Consider the following 22,382-nt stretch of genomic DNA (forward strand, 5'->3'; position numbering starts at 1 on the left):
GCGGTCTCCAATCAAGTCGCCGTTCCAGCTTTCCGTTCAGATTCCCTGCCCGCCCGACACCTCGATCCGCTGGGCATTGACCCAGCGATTATCCTCGGAAAACAGCGCCGCGATCATCGGCCCGATGTCGTCCGGCAGGCCGACGCGCCCGAGCGCGGTCATGTCCGCGAAGAACTTGTTGAAATCCGGCGTGTCGCGCACGGCGCCGCCGAAGAAGTCCGTTTCGATCGCGCCCGGCGCCACGGCATTGACTGCGATGCCGCGGCTGCCCAGTTCCTTCGCCATATAGACGGTGAGCACCTCGACCGCACCCTTCATCGCCGCATAAGCCGACCAGCCGGGCGCGGAAACGCGGGTCAGGCCGGTCGACAGGTTCACGATGCGGCCGCCTTGGGCGATCAAGGGCAGCAGCTTCTGGGTCAGGAAGAACACGCCCTTGAAGTGGACGTTGCATAATTTGTCGAACTGCTCCTCGGTCGTCTCGGCAATCAACGCCACATCGCCGTGACCGGCATTGTTGACGAGATGATCGAAACTGTCGCGCTGCCAGACCTCTGCGAGCGCCGTCCGCACCTTGTCGGCGAACGCTCCGAGGCCGGCGACGCTGCCCGCATCGAGCTGGAGGGCGACCGCCTTGCGGCCGAGCGCCTCGATCTCGCCGACGACGGCCTTGGCCTCGTCCTCCCGGCTCTGATAGGTGAGGATGACGTCGCCGCCCTTGCGGGCGATGCTGATGGCGGTATTGCGGCCGAGGCCGCGGCTGGCGCCGGTAACGAGGCTGATCTTGGTCATGGTCCGACTCCTGTCTGACGGGTTCGGCCGCACTATCGAGGCGGGAGGCTCGCCTGTGTTGCCGGAAGCTCGGCGTTCTTTGCCTGATGCTCCGAAAGGGATGCACCGCCGCCGAAGATGGCGTAGACAGGCCCGATGACCGCGCTGCTCGATGCCATCAGCCGCTATGCCGAAGGCCGCGCCGATGCCGACGGCGTGGCCCGGACGCCGATCCCGGGACTGACGATCGTCCGGGTGACGGCGCCGAGCGGCCTCGTCTACGCCATCGCCCGGCCGCTCGTCTGTCTCGTGCTGCAGGGCAGCAAGCATGTCACGATGGGACCGCAGGGCTTCGCCTTTTCGGCGGGAGACACGCTGCTGATCACGGCGGACGTACCGACCGTGAGCAGGATCACCGGCGCGAGCCTCGCCGCGCCCTATCTCTCGCTCGTGCTGGAACTCGACCCGACCGTCATCGCCGACCTCGCCGTGGCGATGAAGCTCGTGCTGGCTACCGGCGAAGCGCCGGTTCGGGTCGATCCGACCGACGCCGAGGTGACAGACGCGGCGCTGCGGCTGATACGTTTGCTCGATCGTCCGGCGTCGCTGCCGGTGCTGCAGGGCCAGCTGGTGCGCGAGATGCATTATTGGCTGCTGGCCGGCCGCCACGGCACGGCGATCCGGCGCCTCGGCTGGCCGGACAGCCACGTCCAGCGCATCGCGCGTGCGGTCGCGATGCTGCGCGCCGAATATGCCCAGCCCTTGCCGGTCGCGCGCCTGGCGGCCGCCGCCGGGATGAGCCCCTCCTCGTTCCACGAGCATTTCCGGGCCGTCACCTCGCTCTCGCCGCGGCAATTCCAAAAGCAGCTTCGCCTGATCGAGGGACGCCGGCTGATGCTTTCGGAGGGGCTCTCGGCCAGCAGCGCGGCATTCGCAGTCGGCTATGAGAGCGTGCAGCAATTCACGCGCGAATATGGCCGCCTGTTCGGCCTGCCGCCCGTCCGCGACATCAAGGCGGCGAAGCGCGTCGCGGAAGCAGCCGCATAGGGGATTTCACGGCCGATCCGAAAGGCCATCCCTGCCCCGGCGCGCGTCCCCGCTTCAACCCGCCGCTTCGGCCCCCTGCCTGCGGAGGCGGACGATCTGGGCTGCCAGGCCGATGACGAGAAGGACGAGAAGGCTCGCCTGAGCCCCCAGGAGGAGCGGTGCATTCAAATCGGTGACGAAGGGGTGACCATCTGGCACACGGCGCAATATCTCGGTGACGGTCGGCAGCATCAGCAGAAAGGCGGTCAGGCTCAGGCAGACGGTCTCGATATAGGCCTTGCCCCGTCCGAGCCCCGAAAGCCGCCCGACGCCATAGCCGGCGACCAGCAGCACGATCGTCGCCGTGCCGATGCCGTAGCTCACCGACTGATGCGCGACGAGGAACACCGTGGCGGCGCCGATCAGCATCGAGACGAAGTAGACGGCGCCGGGCCTCGACCGAGGCACGATCCGCCCGTGGCCGGCAAACATATAGACGGCCATCGGGATGGCGGGCAGGCTGCCGAGCGTATGCACCCAGCCGAGCGGCGAAATTCCAAACATATCGGTTTCCTTCTCAGTCCTTCGGGACAAGGGTCGTTCCGTTCCGTCGACAGTTCGGCGCGAGCCGGCATCGGGGCATGCCGGTGTCGGCTCGCGACGGTGGGCCTATGCAGCCTTCCGCCGCCCTTGGCTCACGCTCAGCCACACCGCCGAAACCAGGAAGTAGAAGGCGCCGACCGCGGCATAGCCGGCGATGTTGGCGATGGATGGCGGCGTCGGCATCTGCGCCTGCACGATGAAGAAGGTGCCTGCCAGCGCCGATTGCGCTCCGCTGAGGATCATCGCCCACTGCGCACCATGGCTTTTCCAGCGGCGGACCGCGGTGCCCAGTTGCAGCAGGCCGGACAGGATCGCCCACAGGCCGAATACCGAGAGCACCCCGTTCATGCTCATCCCGAGCGCGACGACGACCGCGAGCGTCGTCGCCGCGCTGACCGCGACATTGATGGTCTGGGTGCGATTGCGTGCCAATCCGCCGCTGTTGGAGGCGTCGACGAAATTGGCCAGGGCATCCCATGCCGGATAGGCCACGAGCAGGACCGCCGCGATCACCCCGGAATTCTGTCCGAGCGTAAAGGCAGCCGCCACCCAGACGGCCGAGAACGCCGTCCGGGCGAAGTAATAGAGCTTGAGCCATTGATCCTGGCTGGTGCGGGAAAGATCGTCATCGGGAGTGTTCATTGGATTTTTCTTTCTACTAGTAGGTAGGTATTTGTGCAGGCGCCGCAGGCCGTCGATGGCGGTGGCTAGTCGGGAGCGTGGGCCGTATCGGCGGGCGAGCGCGGGGCGAGGCGTTCCAACAGCGGGCGCGTCACGATGCCGAATATCTTCGGGTCGCCATAGGCCCTCGCCGAAAGCATCGCGCCGTGCACCGCCGCCATGAAGGCCTCGGCCTCGGCACGAGGCGTGCTCGTCAGCCGGAGCCGGCCGTGCTGGGCGCCGCGCTCCAGCACGGATGTCAGCCATGCCGACAGGGAACGGAAATGCGCCCGGACTTCCAGAGCAACTTCCTCGGGCAGGACGGGAAGCTGGCTGGCCAACAGCGCGCAGACGCAGAACGGCGCGCTGGCGTCGGCGATGCAGGCCTCCCAATATCCGGCGTAGAGCCGAAGCAGTTCGAGCGGATCGGACACCTGCCGTTCGAGATGCGCCATCCCCGCTTCAGCCTCTTCCCGATACCGCACGACCAGCGTTCGGACCAGATCGACCTTGGCCGGGAAATGGTGATGGATGCTCGCCTTGCGAATCCCGACCACGTCGGCGATGTCGGCATAGCTGAAGCCGTTGTAACCGCCGGCGACGATCAGGGTACGCGCGCAGGCCAGGATGTGGTCGGAGGTGGTGGACAGATTGCTCATGCCCTTTCACCTACCTTCTAGTAGGATGATTGTCAAGCCGCGTTGCAATGCGCATGGACAGCCGGTGTCCGGTCGCTGGGCTCATGCCCGCGATTGTCGCCGCGTCGGCAGGGCCCGACAGCGTCCTCCCTCCCCTCGCGGTTCCGAAAAATCAGGAAAACGCCGGCTGTCCAATCAGGCCGTTCGCCCCCTCCCGCACGGTTACGGGGCGGGGCAAGATCGCGGATAGGCATTCGCATCGGTTGGAGGGACCTATCGTCATTGGACTGGTCCTTGCTGGGCCTCGCCCGCAGACGCCCCTGTCAGCACGCTCTCGGCCGCCGCTTGCAGGAACCGCTTCGACAGGTGCTCGTCGTTGACGGCCCGCGCGAGCACCACCGCTCCGACCATGGTTGAAAGAGTTGCCATGGCTTTGCTGCCGGGCTCCCCGTCACCGGCCTCGCCGACCCAAGGGCCGAGCAAATCGAGGTAGTCCTTGATCCCGGCTTCGAATGACGCCTTCACGTCGAAGCCCTGCCTGGCGGCATCCGAGCCGAGCGCAACGACCGGGCAACCGTCCATCCTTTCTCCACGATGGTCCATACTGAGGTAGAACGCGATGACCGCGCCAAGCGGGTCTTGCGGATGAGCTGCTGCTGCGGCTGACCACCTGTGAAATGCACTCTCCAACGCACGCCTGGAGGCTTGGGCAGCCAAGTCGTCCTTCGACGCGAACTGCTTATAGAACGCGCCCTGGGTCAGCCCGGCGCTCTCCATCAGATCCTTGAGGCCGATGCCGTCAAAGCCGTGTTCCCGAAAAAGGCGGCTCGCCACGTTGATCACCATCTGCCGGTTTTCCTCAGCCTGAACGCGACTGACACGCATCGTCGACCTCCACAATTAGATTGCACTCGACATCTATATTCAATATAGAACTCGAACGCAATCTAATTTGGCAAGGCGACGAGCATGAAAATAAGACCCGCTATTATGCTGTCGGGCGCCCTGATCGCGGGGTTGGGGGCAGCCGCATTTGTGGCGCTTTCCCTTCCCGCGCAGAAAGCTGCGGCGGTGAGCGACCCGAGACAGGAAGCCTCCCTCGTCAGAATGGCGACGGCAGTGCCGGTGACCGGTTCCGAACGCGCCTTCACAGGCATCATAGGAGCGAGGGTGGAGAGCAATCTCGGCTTTCGCGTCCCCGGCAAGATCGTGGAGCGGCTCGTGAATGTCGGCCAGCAGGTCAAAGCCGGTCAGGCGCTGATGCGAATCGACGAAACCGACCTCCGCCTTGCGCTGACGGCGAAGCGCAACGCTGTCGTGGCGGCACGCGCCGTCCTGACGCAGGCGAGCGCGGACGAGCAGCGCTATGCGGCGCTGGTCAAGGGCGGATTGGCGGCAACGCCACAGCGTTATGAGCAGGCGAAGGCCACGCTCGATACCGCGGCGGCACAGCTTGCCGCTGCAGAAGCGGAAGCGAAAGTAACAGAGAACGAAGCCACCTATTCTGTCCTTGTGGCGGATGCCGACGGAACGGTCATCGAAACGCTCGCCGAGCCGGGACAGGTCGTCTCCGCCGGTCAGGCCGTGGTTCGACTTGCCCATGCCGGTCCCCGCGAGGCGGTGGTCTCGCTTCCCGAAACAATCCGGCCGGCAATCGGCTCGATGGCTGAGGCCAACGTGTATGGGAGCGATGGCCGCCGCTACACGGCGCATCTCCGACAGCTATCGGATTCCGCCGATTCCCAGACCCGCACCTACGAAGCCCGATATGTCCTTGACGGCGATGCCGCAGCGGCGCCGCTTGGCGCGACCGTAACCATTCGGGTGGTCGATCAGGTGAGCCGGCCCGAGGTGGAAGTGCCGCTCGGCGCAATACTGGACAATGGCCTGAGCAGTGGCGTCTGGGTCCTGAACGGCGCCACCTCGACAGTGAAATTCCAGCCTGTCACGCTTGTACGCGTGACCAGTGAGACAGCTGTGATTGCCGGACTGCGTTCCGGGGTTCCGGTCGTTTCGCTCGGCGCTCATCTTCTGCAGGAGGGTGCTCGCGTCCGGACCGCCTCCGAAAGCGGGAGCAACTGATGAGCTTCAATCTTTCCGCAATCGCCGTTCGCGAGCGGGCCGTTACCTTGTTCTTCATCGTCCTCCTGACCGCAGCAGGTGTCTATTCCTTCATCAAGCTCGGGCGGGCGGAGGACCCCTCCTTCACCATCAAGACCCTGACGGTGACGACCGTATGGCCAGGGGCGACGGCACGCGAGATGCAGGATCTCGTCGCCGAGCCACTCGAAAAGCGTATCCAGGAGCTGACATATTATGACCGCGTCGAGACGACGACACGGCCCGGCTATGCCTATCTGACCGTCACGCTGAAGGACAGCACGCCCCCCTCGGCGGTGGCGGAAGAGTTCTACCAGGCCCGCAAAAAGCTCGGAGACGAAGCCCGCAATCTGCCGTCCGGAGTCCTCGGCCCGTTCGTCAACGACGAATATTCCGATGTGAGCTTCGGCCTTTACGCGCTGAAGGCCCCGGGCATGCCGATGCGCGAGCTTGTGCGGCAGGCCGAGGTGATCCGGCAGGATCTTCTGCATGTGCCCGGGATCAAGAAGATCAATATCCTCGGCGAGCGCCCCGAACAGATCTTTGTCGAGTTCTCCTATGCCAAGCTCGCCACCCTTGGCGTATCGGCGCAAGAAATCGCCTCTGCACTGCAAAGACAAAACACCGTCACGCCGGCGGGCTCGATCGATACACGCGGCCCGCAGGTCTTTATCCGGTTCGACGGCGCTTATGACAGCGTCCAGGCGATCGCCGATACGCCGATCGTCGCCGGCGGACGGACGTTGAAGCTCTCCGACATCGCAGATGTGCGGCGCGGTTATGAAGATCCTCCGACCTACATCATCCGCCATGACGGGGAGCCCGCCGTCATGCTTGGGGCGGTGATGCAACAGGGTTGGAACGGGTTGGAGCTCGGCAAGGCCCTGGATGAGAGATCGGCCGCCATCGCCCGGACACTGCCTCTCGGAATGACGCTCGCCAAGGTCAGCGACCAGGCGGTGAACATCGAAGAGGCGGTCGGCGAGTTCATGCTGAAATTCGCGATGGCGCTTGGTGTCGTCCTTTTCGTGAGCCTGGTCAGCCTCGGCTGGCGGGTTGGTATCGTCGTGGCCCTGGCCGTCCCGCTGACGCTTGCCGTCGTCTTCTTCATCATGCTGGAAACCGGCCGGTTCTTCGATCGTATTACGCTCGGCGCGCTTATTCTGGCGCTCGGCCTTCTCGTCGACGACGCCATCATCGCCATCGAGGTGATGGTGGTGAAGATGGAAGAGGGCATGGACCGCATCAAGGCGGCTGCCTATGCCTGGAGCCATACGGCAGCCCCGATGCTGTCGGGCACGCTCGTGACAATCATCGGGTTGATGCCGGTTGGCTTCGCCAGCTCGACCGCCGGCGAGTATGCAGGCAACATCTTCTGGGTCGTTGGCTTCGCGCTGATCGTTTCCTGGATCGTGGCGGTGATCTTCACCCCTTACCTCGGCGTCAAGATGCTGCCCGCGATCAAGCCGGTCGAGGGGGGCCATCACGCCATCTACGACACGCCGAATTACCGACGCCTGCGGGGGCTAGTCAAATTCACCGTGCGCCACAAGTTCGTAACCTGCGCTGTCGTCGGCGTTGCCATGGCCCTGTCTGTCGTTGGAATGGGCGCGGTGAAGCAGCAATTCTTCCCGACGTCGGACCGGCCCGAAGTGCTGGTCGAAGTGCGCATGCCGGAAGGCACCAGTATCGAGGCAACGACGGCCGCGGTGGAAAAGCTCGAACGCTGGCTGAAGGGCCAGCCCGAGGCGAAGATCGTCACGAGCTATATCGGCCAGGGTGCTCCGCGTTTTTTCTTCGCCATGGCACCGGAATTGCCGGACCCCGCCTTTGCCAAGATCGTTGTTCTGACCTCCGATGCAGCGGCGCGTGAGACGTTGAAGCATCGGCTCCGTGACGCCGTTGCGCAAGGGCTGGCACCTGAGGCGTTTGTGCGGGTTACGCAGCTCGTCTTCGGTCCTTACACGCCATTTCCTGTCGAGTTCCGCATCATGGGACCCGATCCTGCGCAACTCTACAGCATTTCCGAAAAGGCCCTCGACATCATGCGGGGCGTCGCGGATGTGCGGCAGGCAAACCGCGACTGGGGCAATCGTACGCCTGAGCTTCGCTTCATTCCTGACCAGGATCGGCTAAACCTGATTGGCCTTTCGCCTGCCGAGGCAGCGCAGCAGCTGCAGTTGCTGCTGACGGGTATTACGGTCACGCAGGTTCGCGAGAACATTCGCAACGTGCCGGTGGTAGCGCGCAGCGCCGGCGAAAATCGCCTTGATCCGGCACGGCTGGCCGATTTTTCTCTGATGAGCCGGGATGGCCGCCAGGTTCCGCTCGAGCAGATCGGCCATTCCGAAATCCGGTTTGAAGAACCTATCCTGAAACGCCGGGATCGAACGCCGGTCATCACGATCCGGTCCGACATCAATGAGGCCACGCAGCCGCCGGAGGTTTCACAACAGGTCATGAAGGCACTTCAGCCGCTGATCGCCTCGCTTCCCGTAGGCTACCGCATCGAGATGGGTGGAAATATCGAGGAGTCGCTCAAGGCCAATGTCGCGCTTGTGAAGGTATTCCCGGCCATGATCGCCGCCATGTTGATCGTGATAATCCTGCAGGTACGCCGTCTCTCGACGATGACCATGGTCATGTTGACGGCGCCGCTTGGCCTTGCCGGTGTGGTTCCCACATTGCTCATGTTCAATCAGCCCTTCGGCTTCAATGCCATCCTCGGACTGATAGGACTGGCCGGCATCCTGATGCGCAACACCTTGATCCTGACGGAGCAGATCAAGGAAAATCAAGCGGCCGGGCTCGACGATTATCATGCGGTCATCGAGGCGACCGTCCAGCGGACGCGCCCCGTTATCCTGACCGCGCTGGCTGCCGTTCTTGCGTTCATTCCACTCACGCACTCCGTGTTCTGGGGGTCGATGGCCTACACGCTGATCGGCGGCACGGCGGCCGGCACGGTTTTGATCCTGCTCTTCCTTCCGGCGCTCTATGCCGCGTGGTTCCGGATCAGGCCGACTGCGGATGAAATCCATGGGGTTTCGACGGAGGAAACGGAACTGCGAGCGGCCATGGCGGCGGAATAATATATGACACGGCAACGCCCGCCGCGGACCGCAGTTGGCCCCGAAACGGCCCTTCGGCTGTCACCACGGCCCATCGCCACGATCGGCATTACGGGCCAGACTGCGGGGTCCTCCATCGAGTGACGTCGATGACGATCTTCCCGAAGGCCCCTCGATCCAAATGGTCGAAGGCTGCGGGAAGATCGGCCAGTGAATAGCGCGAATCGACGACGGGAACGATACGGGTCTGATCGATCGCCCTGACGAACCGCTCCAGCGCCTTTCTGCTGCCGGTTCCGATGCCGTGGATGGTGATGTCCTTGAGCATCAGCGGCATGGCGGGCGCGGTGATGTCCCATCCGTCGAGCGCGCCGATCTGACAGACGCGGCCGCCCACGGCCGTGACTTCGACAGATCGTCCGAGATGCCTGCCGCCGATGACTTCCAGGATGATGTCTGCACCGCGTTCGGAGGTGAGCCGATAAACGGTTTCCATCCAGTCGCTGTTGGCGTCGATGAAGTGGTCCGCTCCGAGTGCCCTCGCACGTTCCTCATGCTCAGGCTGGCTGCAGACAATGACTTCAGCACCATTGGCCTTGGCAATCTGCACCCCGAACAGGGCGACCCCGCCTGTGCTGGGAATGAAAACCGTATCGCCGGCCCGAACGCCCGCTTTTTCGACGAGAGCGAACCAGGCCGTCAGCCCGGCAACCGAAAGCGTGCAGGCCTGCCAAGCCTCCAGCGACGCCGGTGCGAGGACAAACCAGTCTTCCGGCATCGCCACATACTCTGCGAGGACGCCCGGATAAAAGCCGCCCAATGTCCGGTAGGCCGGTGTGCGCGCGGTCCCGGCACGCAGGCCGTCGATCCAGTCCGGTGTCGCCGTCGAGATGACGTTCATGCCCACCTCGAAGCGTGCAGCGCCTTCGCCGAGAGCGACCACCTCGCCGGAAAGGTCGGAGCCGGGCGTGAACGGAAATTTGAGAGGAAGTCCCCGGCCGGTCTCGACGACCATCTTGTCGCGGTAATTCAGCGCGACCGCGTTCGCTTTCACCAAAACCTCGCCGCGACCGGGTCTTGGGATCTCGACATCGTTCAGCGTGAGGTGCCGCCTGCCGATCGCTTCGATTTCCCAGCGTCTCATCCTCGCCATTCTCCGCTTCCTTCCGAGCGACGAGCGCGTTCCCGATATCGCACCGGATGGTCCGTCCCGTCTTCCGGCACACTATGCAGCAGGCGATTATGCTCGAATATGGTACAAATTCGGCATGAAGTATTGCGTCTGGGGATCACAATGGACGGGACGGAATTTAGCCAGCTGAAGGCCTTCGTCGCCGTCTGCGACGAGCGGGCATTCGGGCGCGCGGCAAAAAGGCTGGCGATATCGCCGTCCGCGCTGAGCCGCACGGTCCGCTCCCTGGAGAGCCGTCTCGGCATACGCCTCCTCAATCGAACCACCCGCAGTGTCGGGCTGACGGAAGCGGGGAGTGTCCTTTATGATCGGGTCAAGCCGATGATGATGGCTATGGACGAAGCCGTCCTGGCGGTCGGGGCCTATCAGGACGAGCCGAAAGGCGTGGTTCGCATCAATCTGCCGAGCATCGCCGCGCGGATCGCGATCCTGCCGAGGCTGCAGCAGTTCCGCCTTGCCTATCCGCAGGTCCGCCTCGATCTCGCGATAGACAATGATATCGCCGATGTCGTTGCCCAGGGTTTCGATGCGGGTGTGCGGATCGGGGGGCAGATCAGCCGTGATATGGTCGCCGTGCGCCTTACGCGCGATCTTCGCATGGCGGTCGTGGGAGCGCCTTCCTATTTCGCGGACCGGCGGCTGCCTCAGGCTCCGGCCGATCTGAAGGATCATTTCTGCCTGACCTACAAATGGAAGAGCACGGGCGCCTTGTATCCGTGGCGGTTCGAAGGTGTCGACGGTGCGATCGACGTCGATGTCGAGAACGTCCTCACCGTAGACGACACCGACCTGCTGCTTTCAGCGGCGCGGCAGGGGCTCGGATTGGCTTACCTCATCGAAGACCTGGTGGCGCCCTTCGTGGAAAGCAAGGAACTCATCCGGGTCCTCGAACCCTGGTGCAGGGTCTTTCCGGGGTTCTACCTCTATTATTCGGAGCGCACCCACATGGCAGCATCCGTGCGGGCCTTCATCGACTTCATGAAAGTGGCGGGCGCCTGAGCGATCGGCCGGGAAGAGGGTCCCCCGTGGCAACGGGCAAGGTCTCCTCGACGAGAGGAAGAAGACGGGAATCTTCCAATGCCGCCATGCGATGGCCGAGACCGGCGAGATAGGGCCCGTGGCTGGCAAAGGCGAGGAAGGAGGAAACGCTCTTCTGGCGGACCAGCATCGCCTTGTCCCACCGCTCGCTCTCCGGGCCGATCAGGAACGGCCCACCCGAACCGAGAAACAGGACGTCGCCGCCGCTCTCGCGCAGATAGGGCAGCGTGTGCCGGATGTAGCGGTCGAAAGCCTGCGCGCCGCTGATCGGCGAGACCGGCGCCAGTTCGGGGTGATCCGTGTAGTCGGCGACCTCCCTGAAGCGCAGCAGGTTCAGCATGGTGACGATGCCCTCAAGGCCGCGCTGCATGAACAGCCCGCCGGCTTTCCGGCTTGGCTCGAGATGGCGAAGGGCGACATCGGCATGGGGGCTCGAGATTGGCATTCCGTGGCCGTCGAATGCCCTGCAGGGCTTTGAAGGACGTTCAGTCATGACGCGCTCATCCGGACGAGATGGCGCAATTAATACCCGGATAAAACAGAACCGTCAATAATACCCGTATGAAAATAGCCCCCCGTCGATCCGCAGCCCTGATGCCGCCGACGCAAGGCCGGCCCCCTCCCCGGCCGCGGCTGGTCGAATGGGCGGGGCCGGTGCCTGGGCGATCTTCCTCACCGGATGGATCGGCTCTCCTCGACGCCCTCGCCTCACGACAAATCGTGCAGATCCTTGCGCAAGGCGGGACCGATGGAGAATTCGGAGAAGCGGACCTCGAGGCCGCTGCGCTCCGGCGTGCAGCACATCGGGCCGACGAAATAGCGCTCGCTCCGCGGGAAAGGGCATAGCCGCACCAGGGGCCAGAGGCGGCCGTCCTGCGAAACCTGGAGGCGCAGCACGCCGGCGTCGACGGTCGCCCTGAGCCAGAAGTTCGAGGCATCGCTCTCCAGCGCGCCGACCGCCCAATCCGACTGCCCGACGGTGAGCACGCTGGCGAGCAGTGCCTTGTCGTCAGCCCATTCGACGCCGGCCTTGATCCAGGTCTTCTCGTCGACCAGCACCATCAAGCCTGCCTGGTCGTAGAGTTGTTCATAGCGGCCCTGCACCCGCACCGTCGCGGTGAAGCCCTCCGCCGCGTCGCGGCCGAAGACATGGCCGCTATGGCGGGTGAAGCCGTAATGCGTCTCGCGCCAGAAATCGGTCGAGGCGTCGGTGACGACGGTCAGGCCCGCCGCATCGAGGCTCCAGCGAGCCGGCTCGTTCAGCCAGCGGCATTGATCGAACATCGTTTCGCCCTCCCGGCTCCGTCAGTCCGCCACCGGCGGATTTTCGATCGTGCCCTTGCGCAGAATGACATTGCCGTAGAAGCCGGTCTCGCCGGTGGCGACCACGGCAAAGGCCTGCGTCGAGCGCCGGTAGAAATCATGGCGGTCGATGAGCAGCGGCTTGAGGCCGGCGGCGACCCGCGCCACGCCTTCTGCGATTTCCTCATGCATGGGCATCCATTTGCCGGGATCGCCGATGACCTGCATGCCGATGACCGGATCAGGCTCGGATTCGTCGAGCGGCAGCAGGGCGAGCACCGCCCGCAGCACGCGGCGCAGGCCGACGCCGTCGACCCGGACCAGGCGTCTGGCCACGGTGGCGGCGGGAAAGCTGCCGTCGGCGATGACGATTTCGTCGCCATGGCCCATGGCGCGCAGATGCGACAGCAGGTCGGGAGAGAGGATGGGGTCGAGACCGATCAGCATGGGAAACTCCGGCGTCAGGATTGAAAGCGCGTCTGCGGCAGCGGCGCCTCGGCGGGGATCAGGCCTTCCTCGACGAGGTCGCTCCAAAGCGCCGACGGTATCGACGTTTCGGCCATGTCGAGATTGTCGCCGAGCTCGGCCGGGTTGCGGGCACCCGTCAAGGTCGAGACCACGGCCGGATGGGCCGAGGGGAACTGCATCGCCGCCGCGCGCAGCGGCACGCCGTGGCGCCGGCAGACGGCTTCGATCCTCAGCGCCTTCTCGACGAGCGGAGTGGGCGCGTCGTCATAGTTGAATTTCGCCCCGGCCCGCGGATCGGCCAGGATACCGCTGTTGTAGACGCCGGCGGCGAAGACCGCGATGTTGCGGGCCTGGCAGAGCGGCAGGAATTCGGCGAGCGCGCTCTGGTCGAGCAGCGTATAGCGTCCGGCCAGGAGGAAACAGTCGAACACGCCGTCCTGCGCAAAACGGGCCAGCATCTGCCACTGGTTCATGCCGGCGCCGACCGCCTTGATCACGCCCTGGCTGCGCAGCGCGTCCAGGGCCTTGTAGGCGCCCGAGATCGCCGCCTCGTAATGATCGTCGGGATCGTGGATATGCAGGATGTCCACGCGCGCCAGCTTCAGCCGCGCCAGGCTTTCCTCGACGCTGCGCATGACGCCGTCATAGCTGAAATCGAAAACCGGCCGCTCGGGAGGCGTGCCCTTGTAATAGGCGTCCTCGCCCTGCGCGCCGGCGGGGACGCGCAGCAGGCGGCCCACCTTCGTCGCCAGCACGAAATCCTCGCGTGGCTTGGCGGCCAGGAAGGCGCCGAGATGGCGCTCCGACAAGCCGTTGCCATATTGCGGGGCCGTATCGAAGAAGCGCACGCCGCGCGCCCATGCGAGCTCGAGCGTCGCCGCCGCGTCTTCGGGCGAGACGGGCGCATAGAGGCCTCCAAGGGGGGCGGTGCCGAATCCGAGCGCGGGCACCGCGCATCCGTTACCGATCACTCGTTTCGCAAATGTCATGCTTTTTCTCCGACCTCGGTCGCAAACTACCCATACGAAAATTCCGGTCAAGAAAATTCGTATACGAAAAAAAGCTTGAGTTTGGAAAAAATCCACGCTACCGATCTGCATGCCGCGCCGATGAGGGGAAAGCGGACGGCGACTATCTCCAGGTATAGCAGGCGTTCCCACGGTCGCGTCCCAGCCTAAAAATGCGAGACGACAGCGATTATATCGATCACTTCGATGATAAGAGCTTGCGAACGGCCACTATACCGAGGAATTTAACGCCACAATACGAAGAATATATGAAAAACGATCCTTCCATTCCATGAGGAGAACGACGTGAACAGGCGCGAATTTCTCTCGACAGCCGCCGGGGCGGCGGCTGCGCTCTCGACCACCATGATTCCGGGGCGCTCCCATGCAGCGGCGCAGGAGCTGCGGCTGCTGACCTGGGAAGGCTATGCGGACGATCAGTGGGTCAACGAATTCCAGGCCAAGCACAACGTCGCGGTGAAGGTGACCTATACCGGCAGCGTCGACGAGATTTTCGCCAAGCTGCTCGCCACCAATGGCGAGGATTACGACGTCATCGCGGTCGAGACTTCCTCCTACAAGCGCCTGGTGGAGCAGAAGCTCCTGAAGCCGCTGCAGCTGGACCTGCTCGCCAACCGCGCCAATCTGGGTCCCGCCTTCCAGAGCGTGAAGGCCATCGTCTTCGACGGCAAGACCTATGCGGCGCCCTTCGCATGGGGTTCCATCCCGCTCATCTACGACAAGAAGGAATTCCCCACGCCGCCCGACAGCTGGGGCGTCCTGTGGGACGACAAATATCAGGGCCGTGCGATCGCCATGGACGACGCCACCAATGCCATCGTCACCACCGCCCTGTTCCTGAAGGTGAAGGACCCCTTCAATATGAACGAGGCGGAGTTCGCGGCGGTGAAGGCCAAGCTGGTCGAGCAGAAGAAATATGTGCTGACCTATTATGCCGGCTTCGACGATGGCGTCTCCATCTTCTCGCAGGGCAATGTGGTGCTGATGATGTCGATGGGCGAGCCCCAGGTCCCGATGCTGCAGAAGAAGGGGATCGATGCCGCGCTGACCATTCCGAAGGAAGGCGCGATCGGCTGGATCGACTGCTGGACCATCAGCGCCGGCGCGCGCGACGATGCCCTCGCCCATGCCTGGATCGACTTCATGCTCGACAAGCGCGTCGGCACCTATATCAGCGAGAAGACCGGCTACGGAAATACCACCAATCTCGACGCCAACGCGAAGATCGGCCTGACCTATGCCGATCGTCTCGTCTTCCTGGAGGCGCCTGAGGACCAGGCCAGGCGCATCAAGCTCTGGAACGAGATCAAGGCCACCCAGGCACCGTAGCCATATGCGCTAACTTTAGGCTGTTAAACGCGACGCTTGGGCCTGCCCTCCCCCTTGCGGGGAGGGAATAGAAGGGTGGGGGTCGAGACAACAATCTCATCGGTCGAGACCATGTCTTGACCCCCATCCCTTACCCCCCGACATTTCCGCAGGAAATGCGGAGCCCACAGGGGGGAAGGGAGAGCCCGGCGTCGCATTCGTCTCAGTTAAGTTAGCGCATAGGGGCGCCGTAGATCCGCTTTTGCGCCATTCGTCCGGGAAGGGCCCATGACTCGCGACATCATCCTCCGCCTGGCCGGCGTCAGCAAAGCCTACGGCCAGGCCACCGTTCTGGAACCGATCGATCTGACCATCGAGGACGGCGAGTTCATCGCCATCCTCGGCCCGTCCGGCTCGGGCAAGACCACGATCCTGCGCATGATCGGCGGCTTCACCGCGCCCAGCGCCGGGCAGATCCTGTTCGAGGGGCGCGACATCGTCGGCGAGCCGACCTTCCGGCGCCCCTTCAACACCGTCTTCCAGGACTATGCCCTGTTCCCGCATATGCGCGTGACGGACAATGTCGGCTACGGCCTGCGGGTGCGAGGCTGTCCGAAGGCCGAGATCGCCGAGCGGGTCGCCAAGGTGCTCGCGGTGGTCGAGCTGGCCGACAAGGCCCGCCGCTATCCGAGCGAGCTCAGCGGCGGCCAGCGCCAGCGCGTGGCGCTGGCGCGCGCCATCGTCTGCGAGCCGCGCATCGTGCTGCTGGACGAACCGCTCGCGGCGCTCGACGCCAGTCTGCGCCGCTCGATGCAGGAATTCCTCAAGGAGCTCCAGCAACGCATCCGCACCACCTTTCTGTTCGTCACGCATGATCAGCAGGAAGCCATCACCATGGCGGACCGCATCGTCGTGATGAACCATGGCCGCATCGAGCAGGTGGGCACGCCCCAGGAGATCTATTATCGCCCCGCCAGCGAGTTCGTCGCCCGCTTCTTCGGCGAGAACAATGTCATACCCGGCATCCTCGGCCCCAGGGCCGAAGGGCAGGTTCTCGTCGACAGCGCCGTGGGCCGCATCGTCGTCCCCGCCGACGACCGATCGGCCGAGGGCTCGAGCATCAGCCTCGTGGTGAGGCCGGAGCATGTCGAGATCTCGCGCCTGCCGGCCGCCGGGTCCGCGGACGTGCAGGCGCGGGTCCGCTCCGTCACCTTCCTGGGCGCGGTCTCGCAGGTCGTGCTCGAGGCCGGAGCGGACAGATCCTTCGCCCTGCGGGCAAGCATCCCCACCGCCAGCCTGCCCGAGCTCGCCGTCGGCGAGATCGTGGCGGCCCGCTGGGATCCCCGGCGGACCAGCCTGCTCCAATCGGGCGTCACCGTATCATGACGCCGGTCTCGACCATTTTCGAGCCGGCGGTGCCCCATGCGGCGGCGGGGCGACGGCGCTACGATGCGGCCGCCCGCTGGGCGGCGCGGCTCTTCATCTACGGCATACCGACCGCGCTGATCCTCGTGCCGATGATCGCCTTCCTGATCTCCAGCTTCTGGAGGATCGACGGCGCCACGGTCGATCGCAGTTTCACCCTGGAGAACTACCGGACCTTCCTGTCGGACGCGACCTATTGGGGGATCTATCTCGGCACGCTCAGGCTCGCCGGCGTCGTGGCGCTGTTCGGGCTGGTCGCCGGCTATATCGTCGCCTATCTGATCTGGCGGCTCGAAGGATCGTTCCGCTACTTCATGCTGCTGTGCAGCGTCATCCCGCTGGCGATGAACTACATCGTCAAGATCTATGCGATGCGCAATATTCTCGGCTTCAACGGCATCCTCAACACGATGCTGGTCTGGGCCCATATCCTGCCGGCGCCGAGCACCCTGTTCGTCTTCAACCAGACGGCGGTGCTGATCACCATGACGGTGATCTACCTGCCTTTCGCCATCCTGCCGATCTTCCTGTCGCTCGAACGCATCCCGGCTTCCCTGGTGGAGGCTTCGGCCGATCTCGGCGGCCCGCCCGGCTACACCTTCCGCCATGTCGTGCTGCCGCTGAGCCTGCCCGGCTCGATCGTCGGCGGCCTGTTCGTGATGGTGCTGGCGCTGGGCGACTTCCTCACCCCGCAGATGGTCGGCGGCAGCCAGGGCTTCACCTTCGGCCGGGCCATCTGGAGCCAGTTCGGCATGGCTTTCGACTGGCCGTTCGGCGCGGCCCTCGCGGTCATGCTGCTGCTCGCCATCATCGCCATCCTGGCCGTGGCCGGCCTGCTCAGCCGCTATGGACGCCTATCATGACCCGCGCCGAGCGCATCACCATCGCGATCCTCTGGCTGTTCGCCGGCCTGGTCTTCCTGCTGCTCTACGGGCCGGCGGTGCTCGTCGTCGTGCTGTCCTTCTTCGACATCCGGCGCGGCGCCGTGGTCTGGAACAGCTTCTCCTTCGAGCACTATGCCGCCCTCGCGCACAATGCCTCGATCCTGTCGGCGCTCGGCAATACGCTGCTCGTCGCCGGCGGCTCGGTCAGCGTGGCCATGGTGCTGGCCCTGGCCATTGCCTATTACATGCGGACCGGCCAGCGCCGCGGGCGGGCCTATATCGAGTTCGTCATCTTCCTGCCCTTCGTGCTGCCCGCCATCATCACCGGCATTTCGCTGCTGATCACCTTCCGCGAGCTCGGCGTCGAGCGCAGCCTGTTCACCGTCGCCATCGGCCACATCGTCATCGTCATCAGCATCATCTATCGGCTGGTGATGGTGCGCCTCGAAGCCCTGCAGACCTCGCAGCTCGAAGCCTCGGCCGATCTCGGCGCTCGCGGCTTCACCACCTTCCGGCTGGTCGTGCTGCCCCAGCTCTCCTCCGCGATGGTCACCGGCGCCCTGCTCGCCCTGACGATCAGCCTGGACGAGACCTTGGTGACCTTCTTCCTGGCGGGCGGCGATCCCACCCTTCCCCTGCGGCTGTGGGCGATGATGCGCGTCGGCTTTTCGCCGGAGATCAATGCCCTGGTGTCGATCGTCTTGTTGATCACCACAATCGCTGCCAGCATCGGCGCGTTGCTGCTTCGCCGCAGCATCCCTGCGCGCAAGGCGTGAGTACGAGGAACGACGATGGTCGAAGACAATCCCCCCCTGGGCCGGCTGTTGAAGGAGCGCAGGGCGTATCATGGCTGGACGCTGGCCGAGGTCAGCGCCATGACAGGCATCTCGACGGCCACGCTCTCCAAGATCGAAAACGGCCTGCTCTCGCCCACCTATGAGAAGATCCTGCAGCTCAGCCGAGGCCTGAATGTCGAGATCGCCGATCTGCTCGGCCCGCAGCCCGTCCAGGAACAGCCCGAACGCATCCTGGCGCGCCGCAGCATCAGCCTGCAATTCGCAGGAAGCCCGCTGGAAACCGAATACTACACCTATACCTATCTGTGCTCGGACGTCGCCCATAAGCGCATCGTGCCCATCCATGTCGATGTGCGCGCCACCACGGAAGAGCAGATGGGCGAGCTGACCTCGCATGTCGGCGAGGAGTTCGTCGTCGTTCTGGAGGGCGCGGTGCGGATCTTCAGCGAATATTACGAGCCGATCGATCTCCTCAAGAACGACTCCCTCTATTTGGACAGCACCATGAAGCACGGCTACATGTCGCTCGATCCCGCCGGCAGCCGCCTCCTGGTCAATTGCTCCAGCGCCACCCCCAATCTGGCGCAGACCTTGCGCGAGATCATCAAGGCCAAGATCGTGGAGGAGAGCCGGCAGCACAGCCCGCCGGCCTCCGCCGCCGCGCCTCGCAAGCAAAAGGGCTGAGACCGCCGCCGACACGCCGGCCGACGCCCCTCCGCTCACCGCCCCCCTCCCCGCGGCGCTCCCGACCGGTGCCGCGAACCCTTCTGCACGTCCAACAGGAAGCAAGACCATGCCCGCTCAATTGGCCATCGACGGCGGCTCGCCGGCAATCGGCGAACGTCTCCCCAGCATCCGGGACGCCTCCGGACGCTCGCTCGGCGCCGAAGAAATGGAGCAACTGCGCGAGGTCATCGAATCCGGCAGCCTCTCCTTCCTCTATGGCGGGAAGACACAGGAATTCGAGACGGCCTTCGCCGAGCTCTATGGCGTCGAGCATGCCGTCTCGGTGAGCAGCGGCACGGCGGCGCTCCACACCGCGCTGCTCTATCTCAATCCCGAGCCCGGCGACGAGGTCATCCTCTCGCCCATCACCGACATGGGCACGGCCATCCCGATCCTGTCGCAGCTCGCCATTCCGGTTTTCGCCGACGTCGACCGGGACACCCAGGCCATCGATCCCCGATCGATCGAGGAGAAGATCACCGATCGGACGCGTGCGATCATCGTCACCCATATCTATGGCAATCCCGCCGACATGGACGCGATCATGGCGATCGCCGCCCGTCACGATCTCTTCGTCATCGAGGACTGCGCCCAGGCCTTGCTCGCCACCGACAAGGGCCGCCTGTGCGGCACCATGGGTGATATCGGCTGCTTCAGCTTCCAGCAATCCAAGCACATGACCACCGGCGACGGCGGCATGGTGATCGCCAGGGAGGACGGCCGTTTCGGCCGCAGGCTGCGCCAATGCGCCGACAAGGGCTGGCCGCGCGACCAAGGCGGCCGCAACCATCTCTTCCTCGCCCCCAACTACCATATGACCGAGCTGCAGGCGGCGGTCGGGCTCGCCCAGCTGCGCAAGCTGCCGGGCATGGTCGAAAGGCGCATCCATTCGGCCGGCCAGCTCACCGCCGCCCTGCAGGGGCTGGATGTCGAGCCGGTCAGGATCCGCGAGGGCACCACGGGCACCTTCTTCTTCTACGGCTTCCGGCTCTTCCCCGAGCGGCTCGGCGTTCCCGTGCCGCAGGTGATGAAGGCGCTGCAGGCGGAGGGCGTCGATGGCTTCATCGGCTATCCCGGTCCCATCCCGCTCTATAAATATCCGGTCATCCGCGACCACAAGACCTTCGGCAATTCCGGCTGGCCCTTCACGCTCGCCTGCGCGCGCAACTGGAACTATGCCGACGCGATCTGCCCGGTGGCGGAGCAGGCCTGCAGGGAGACGGTCTGCATGTGGTGGACCGAAGGTTTCAGCCAGGAACAGCCGCAGCAGATCGCCGCCGCCATCGCCAAGGTCCTCGACGCCTATCGGCGCTAGGATAGGCTCGGGCGGAACCGATTCCCTTCGCTCCCCCTTTCACCGATCGAAAGGGCGGAGCGATTCCATTATCGCGGATAGTCATGGAACATTCGATGATCGCAACCAGGCCGGCCTTCGCATCGGGTTTCGACCTGTCCGGCAAAGTCGCGCTGGTGACCGGCGGCAATGGCGGCATCGGCTTCGCGATTGCCGCCGCCTTGGCTTCGGCCGGCGCCAGCATCGTCGTCGCCGGGCGGAACGCCGACAAGAATCGCAAGGCGGAGGCTGCCTTGCAGGCCGCCGGCGCCGCCGCGAAGGCGCTGCACGCCGACGTGACCCAGGAGGCCGATTGCAGGTCGCTCGCACGCCAGGCGATCGACAGCTTCGGCAGCATCGATATCCTCGTCAACAATGCCGGCACCAACATCCGCAAGCAGCCCGAGGACTACAGCCTGGAGGAGTGGCGCATGCTGATCGACGTCAACCTGACGAGCGCCTTCCTCGCCTCGATGGCCGTCTTCCCCCATATGAAGGCGCGGGGCGGCAGGATCATCAATATCGGCTCGATGACGTCGCTGTTCGGCACGAGCTTTTCGGCGCCCTACGGCGCCAGCAAGGGCGGCGTCGTGCAGTTCACCAAGGCGCTCGCATCGGCCTGGGCCAAGCATCGGATCACCGTGAACGCGATATTGCCGGGCTGGATCGAGACCGATCTGACCATACGCGGCCGCGAGGCGACCCCGCATCTGCACGACCAGGTCATCGCCCGGACGCCGGCCGGGCGCTGGGGCAAGCCGGAGGACCTCGGCACGGCCGCCCTCTTCCTCGCCGGCCCCGGCGCCGATTTCGTCACGGGCATCGCGCTGCCCGTCGACGGCGGCTACTCCGCGCAGGGCTAGAATGGAAATCGAAATCCGCGTTGGCTCGGTTCCATGCACCAGCGCGATGTCCCTTTATCCATCAGGGACGATAGCAATTCGTGACCGGTCGATGGCGTTCCGCAGCGCCGCGACGGCGAGGCGGCCCCTTCGGACTTATTCCACGGTCGTCGGCCGCCTTGCATCGGCCGGCTGCAACGCTCGCTCGGTCGCGACATAGACGAGGTCGTGCAGATACATGCCGACGGCCATGCCACGATCGTAGCTCGCCCATTGCCGGGGCAGAATTTGGACATGACGGCCGCCGCGCGTGTGAAGCCTGACGAGATCCGCCGCCTCGGCGGCGATCAGCAATTGGCGGACATGCGTGGGGGAGACGCCAAATCGCCTCCCGACATCGGCATAAGGCACCGCGGCGTCGGGATAGGCCGACATCATCATGGCGGTGCGAAGCAGCTCCGCCTGCACGACGGCGCCGGCGGCGTGATTGAAGAACAACAAAGTATCCGGGAGCGACAGCAAGAGCGAAGCCGCGAGCGGCAGAACGCCGATACTGATCCTTCGGTACAAGGCGTGAAACTGCGGATCGTGATGCATGATGGCGCGATAGTCGTGCTCCGGATAGAGCACGGCGAGCGGCGCGACATGGGCGGCGAGCCAGTCGCGATCATGCGCCTTCAGCTTCTCCGTCGGCTTCAGGATGCGCATGCGGCGATCCTGCTCGGCGGGCTCGAGGTCCATGAAGCCGGCCGAGCATAGTCGTGCGATCAAACCGTCGATGTGGCGGTCGCTCGCGAGGCCGAACAGGCTCATTTCCTGTTTGAGGCGCTTGATCGTAAGCCATGTCTCGCGACGAGCCGGGTCAACGCCCGCATCGAGGACGCCGGCGATGTGATAGACGAGAAACCGCCCGGATTCGATCAGAAGCCGAACCGTATAGGGATCGCCGCTATACAGAGCCAGGAACCGATCGAGAAAGACTTTCCGCGCCTCGGCAAGGCGCGGATGGTTGACGATGTCCTCATAAGCGAGGCGCAGCGGCCCGCCGGCAAGGCGTTCGATTTCCGCTCGCTCCAACGCCGTCCCCCCGACAAACGCCAGCTTTCAAATACTTTATTGGCGGTGTTCAATAGACGCAATGTTTTTCAACCGTCCCGCGTGTCGGACTGC

The 22,382-nt window shown here is 64.5% G+C and carries 22 protein-coding genes; 11 read left to right on the forward strand and 11 right to left on the reverse strand.

The features are described from left to right. Positions 1 to 36: 36 nt before the first annotated feature. A complete protein-coding gene (locus J3R73_RS15955; RefSeq protein ID WP_307428714.1) occupies positions 37 to 792 on the reverse strand; it encodes an SDR family oxidoreductase in 756 nt (251 codons plus the stop codon). Between the two features lie 135 nt (positions 793 to 927). Here J3R73_RS15955 and J3R73_RS15960 point away from each other — a divergent pair, with 135 nt between their 5' ends. Continuing rightward, the gene (locus J3R73_RS15960; RefSeq protein WP_307428717.1) at positions 928 to 1,818 is read left to right on the forward strand and encodes an AraC family transcriptional regulator; all 891 of its coding nucleotides are present in this window, start codon (positions 928 to 930) and stop codon (positions 1,816 to 1,818) included. Positions 1,819 to 1,872: 54 nt separating this feature from the next. Here the strand turns inward: J3R73_RS15960 and J3R73_RS15965 are convergent, their stop codons facing one another. The 4 genes from J3R73_RS15965 to J3R73_RS15980 all read right to left on the reverse strand — a co-directional run bounded on the left by J3R73_RS15965 (position 1,873) and on the right by J3R73_RS15980 (position 4,583). Continuing rightward, positions 1,873 to 2,361, reverse strand: a complete 489-nt coding sequence (locus tag J3R73_RS15965) for a hypothetical protein (protein ID WP_307428720.1) — start codon at positions 2,359 to 2,361, stop codon at positions 1,873 to 1,875. A 105-nt stretch (positions 2,362 to 2,466) separates the two neighbouring features. Then, positions 2,467 to 3,042: a DUF308 domain-containing protein gene (locus tag J3R73_RS15970; RefSeq protein WP_307428723.1), complete on the reverse strand. Its 576-nt coding sequence runs from the start codon at positions 3,040 to 3,042 to the stop codon at positions 2,467 to 2,469. A gap of 65 nt (positions 3,043 to 3,107) precedes the next feature. Then, the gene (locus J3R73_RS15975) at positions 3,108 to 3,719 is read right to left on the reverse strand and encodes a TetR/AcrR family transcriptional regulator (protein ID WP_307428726.1); all 612 of its coding nucleotides are present in this window, start codon (positions 3,717 to 3,719) and stop codon (positions 3,108 to 3,110) included. Positions 3,720 to 3,977: 258 nt separating this feature from the next. Beyond that, positions 3,978 to 4,583 (reverse strand): TetR/AcrR family transcriptional regulator, encoded by a 606-nt coding sequence (locus J3R73_RS15980; protein ID WP_307428729.1) that lies wholly within the window; start codon positions 4,581 to 4,583, stop codon positions 3,978 to 3,980. An 84-nt stretch (positions 4,584 to 4,667) separates the two neighbouring features. Here J3R73_RS15980 and J3R73_RS15985 point away from each other — a divergent pair, with 84 nt between their 5' ends. Next, complete coding sequence (locus J3R73_RS15985; RefSeq protein ID WP_307428732.1) at positions 4,668 to 5,780, forward strand: efflux RND transporter periplasmic adaptor subunit; 1,113 nt, start codon at positions 4,668 to 4,670, stop codon at positions 5,778 to 5,780. Next, positions 5,780 to 8,890 (forward strand): efflux RND transporter permease subunit, encoded by a 3,111-nt coding sequence (locus tag J3R73_RS15990; RefSeq protein WP_307428735.1) that lies wholly within the window; start codon positions 5,780 to 5,782, stop codon positions 8,888 to 8,890. Before J3R73_RS15985 ends, J3R73_RS15990 begins: the two co-directional genes overlap by 1 nt. Positions 8,891 to 8,978: 88 nt before the next feature. On the opposite strand, the gene J3R73_RS15995 is transcribed toward J3R73_RS15990, so the two are convergent. Then, positions 8,979 to 10,022, reverse strand: coding sequence for a zinc-dependent alcohol dehydrogenase family protein (locus J3R73_RS15995; protein WP_307428738.1), 1,044 nt, complete (start codon positions 10,020 to 10,022; stop codon positions 8,979 to 8,981). Positions 10,023 to 10,163: 141 nt separating this feature from the next. On the opposite strand from J3R73_RS15995, the gene J3R73_RS16000 reads away from it, so the two are divergent. Then, positions 10,164 to 11,060, forward strand: coding sequence for a LysR family transcriptional regulator (locus J3R73_RS16000; RefSeq protein WP_307428739.1), 897 nt, complete (start codon positions 10,164 to 10,166; stop codon positions 11,058 to 11,060). Here J3R73_RS16000 and J3R73_RS16005 read toward each other — a convergent pair. The 4 genes from J3R73_RS16005 to J3R73_RS16020 form a co-directional block, all read right to left on the reverse strand. Beyond that, the gene (locus J3R73_RS16005) at positions 11,038 to 11,544 is read right to left on the reverse strand and encodes a DUF1330 domain-containing protein (RefSeq protein WP_307428741.1); all 507 of its coding nucleotides are present in this window, start codon (positions 11,542 to 11,544) and stop codon (positions 11,038 to 11,040) included. The two genes, J3R73_RS16000 and J3R73_RS16005, sit on opposite strands and share 23 nt — an antisense overlap. A 263-nt stretch (positions 11,545 to 11,807) precedes the next feature. Next, complete coding sequence (locus tag J3R73_RS16010) at positions 11,808 to 12,383, reverse strand: DUF1349 domain-containing protein (protein ID WP_307428743.1); 576 nt, start codon at positions 12,381 to 12,383, stop codon at positions 11,808 to 11,810. A gap of 21 nt (positions 12,384 to 12,404) precedes the next feature. After that, a complete protein-coding gene (locus tag J3R73_RS16015; RefSeq protein ID WP_307428746.1) occupies positions 12,405 to 12,848 on the reverse strand; it encodes an RbsD/FucU family protein in 444 nt (147 codons plus the stop codon). A gap of 14 nt (positions 12,849 to 12,862) precedes the next feature. Further along, positions 12,863 to 13,858 carry an aldo/keto reductase gene (locus tag J3R73_RS16020; RefSeq protein ID WP_307428749.1) on the reverse strand — a complete coding sequence of 332 codons (996 nt, stop codon included), beginning with the start codon at positions 13,856 to 13,858 and terminating at the stop codon, positions 12,863 to 12,865. A 324-nt stretch (positions 13,859 to 14,182) separates the two neighbouring features. On the opposite strand from J3R73_RS16020, the gene J3R73_RS16025 reads away from it, so the two are divergent. From J3R73_RS16025 to J3R73_RS16055, 7 genes are all read left to right on the forward strand, one after another. Continuing rightward, a complete protein-coding gene (locus J3R73_RS16025; protein WP_307428752.1) occupies positions 14,183 to 15,226 on the forward strand; it encodes an extracellular solute-binding protein in 1,044 nt (347 codons plus the stop codon). 267 nt (positions 15,227 to 15,493) lie between these two features. Beyond that, entirely contained in the window at positions 15,494 to 16,591 is a 1,098-nt protein-coding gene (locus tag J3R73_RS16030) for an ABC transporter ATP-binding protein (protein WP_307428754.1), read from the forward strand. Continuing rightward, positions 16,588 to 17,493 (forward strand): ABC transporter permease, encoded by a 906-nt coding sequence (locus J3R73_RS16035; protein WP_307428757.1) that lies wholly within the window; start codon positions 16,588 to 16,590, stop codon positions 17,491 to 17,493. The genes J3R73_RS16030 and J3R73_RS16035 overlap by 4 nt, the downstream gene beginning before the upstream one ends. Next, positions 17,490 to 18,290, forward strand: coding sequence for an ABC transporter permease (locus tag J3R73_RS16040; RefSeq protein WP_307428760.1), 801 nt, complete (start codon positions 17,490 to 17,492; stop codon positions 18,288 to 18,290). Before J3R73_RS16035 ends, J3R73_RS16040 begins: the two co-directional genes overlap by 4 nt. A 15-nt stretch (positions 18,291 to 18,305) precedes the next feature. After that, positions 18,306 to 18,995, forward strand: coding sequence for a helix-turn-helix domain-containing protein (locus tag J3R73_RS16045; RefSeq protein WP_307428764.1), 690 nt, complete (start codon positions 18,306 to 18,308; stop codon positions 18,993 to 18,995). Between the two features lie 109 nt (positions 18,996 to 19,104). Further along, positions 19,105 to 20,352 carry a DegT/DnrJ/EryC1/StrS family aminotransferase gene (locus J3R73_RS16050; protein WP_307428767.1) on the forward strand — a complete coding sequence of 416 codons (1,248 nt, stop codon included), beginning with the start codon at positions 19,105 to 19,107 and terminating at the stop codon, positions 20,350 to 20,352. A gap of 95 nt (positions 20,353 to 20,447) precedes the next feature. After that, a complete protein-coding gene (locus J3R73_RS16055) occupies positions 20,448 to 21,233 on the forward strand; it encodes an SDR family NAD(P)-dependent oxidoreductase (RefSeq protein WP_307428770.1) in 786 nt (261 codons plus the stop codon). 135 nt (positions 21,234 to 21,368) lie between these two features. On the opposite strand, the gene J3R73_RS16060 is transcribed toward J3R73_RS16055, so the two are convergent. Continuing rightward, positions 21,369 to 22,289 (reverse strand): hypothetical protein, encoded by a 921-nt coding sequence (locus J3R73_RS16060; protein WP_307428773.1) that lies wholly within the window; start codon positions 22,287 to 22,289, stop codon positions 21,369 to 21,371. Between the last annotated feature and the right edge of the window lie 93 nt (positions 22,290 to 22,382).

The sequence above is a fragment of the Labrys monachus genome (genome assembly GCF_030814655.1).
In the GTDB taxonomy this organism is placed as follows: Bacteria; Pseudomonadota; Alphaproteobacteria; order Rhizobiales; family Labraceae; genus Labrys; species Labrys monacha.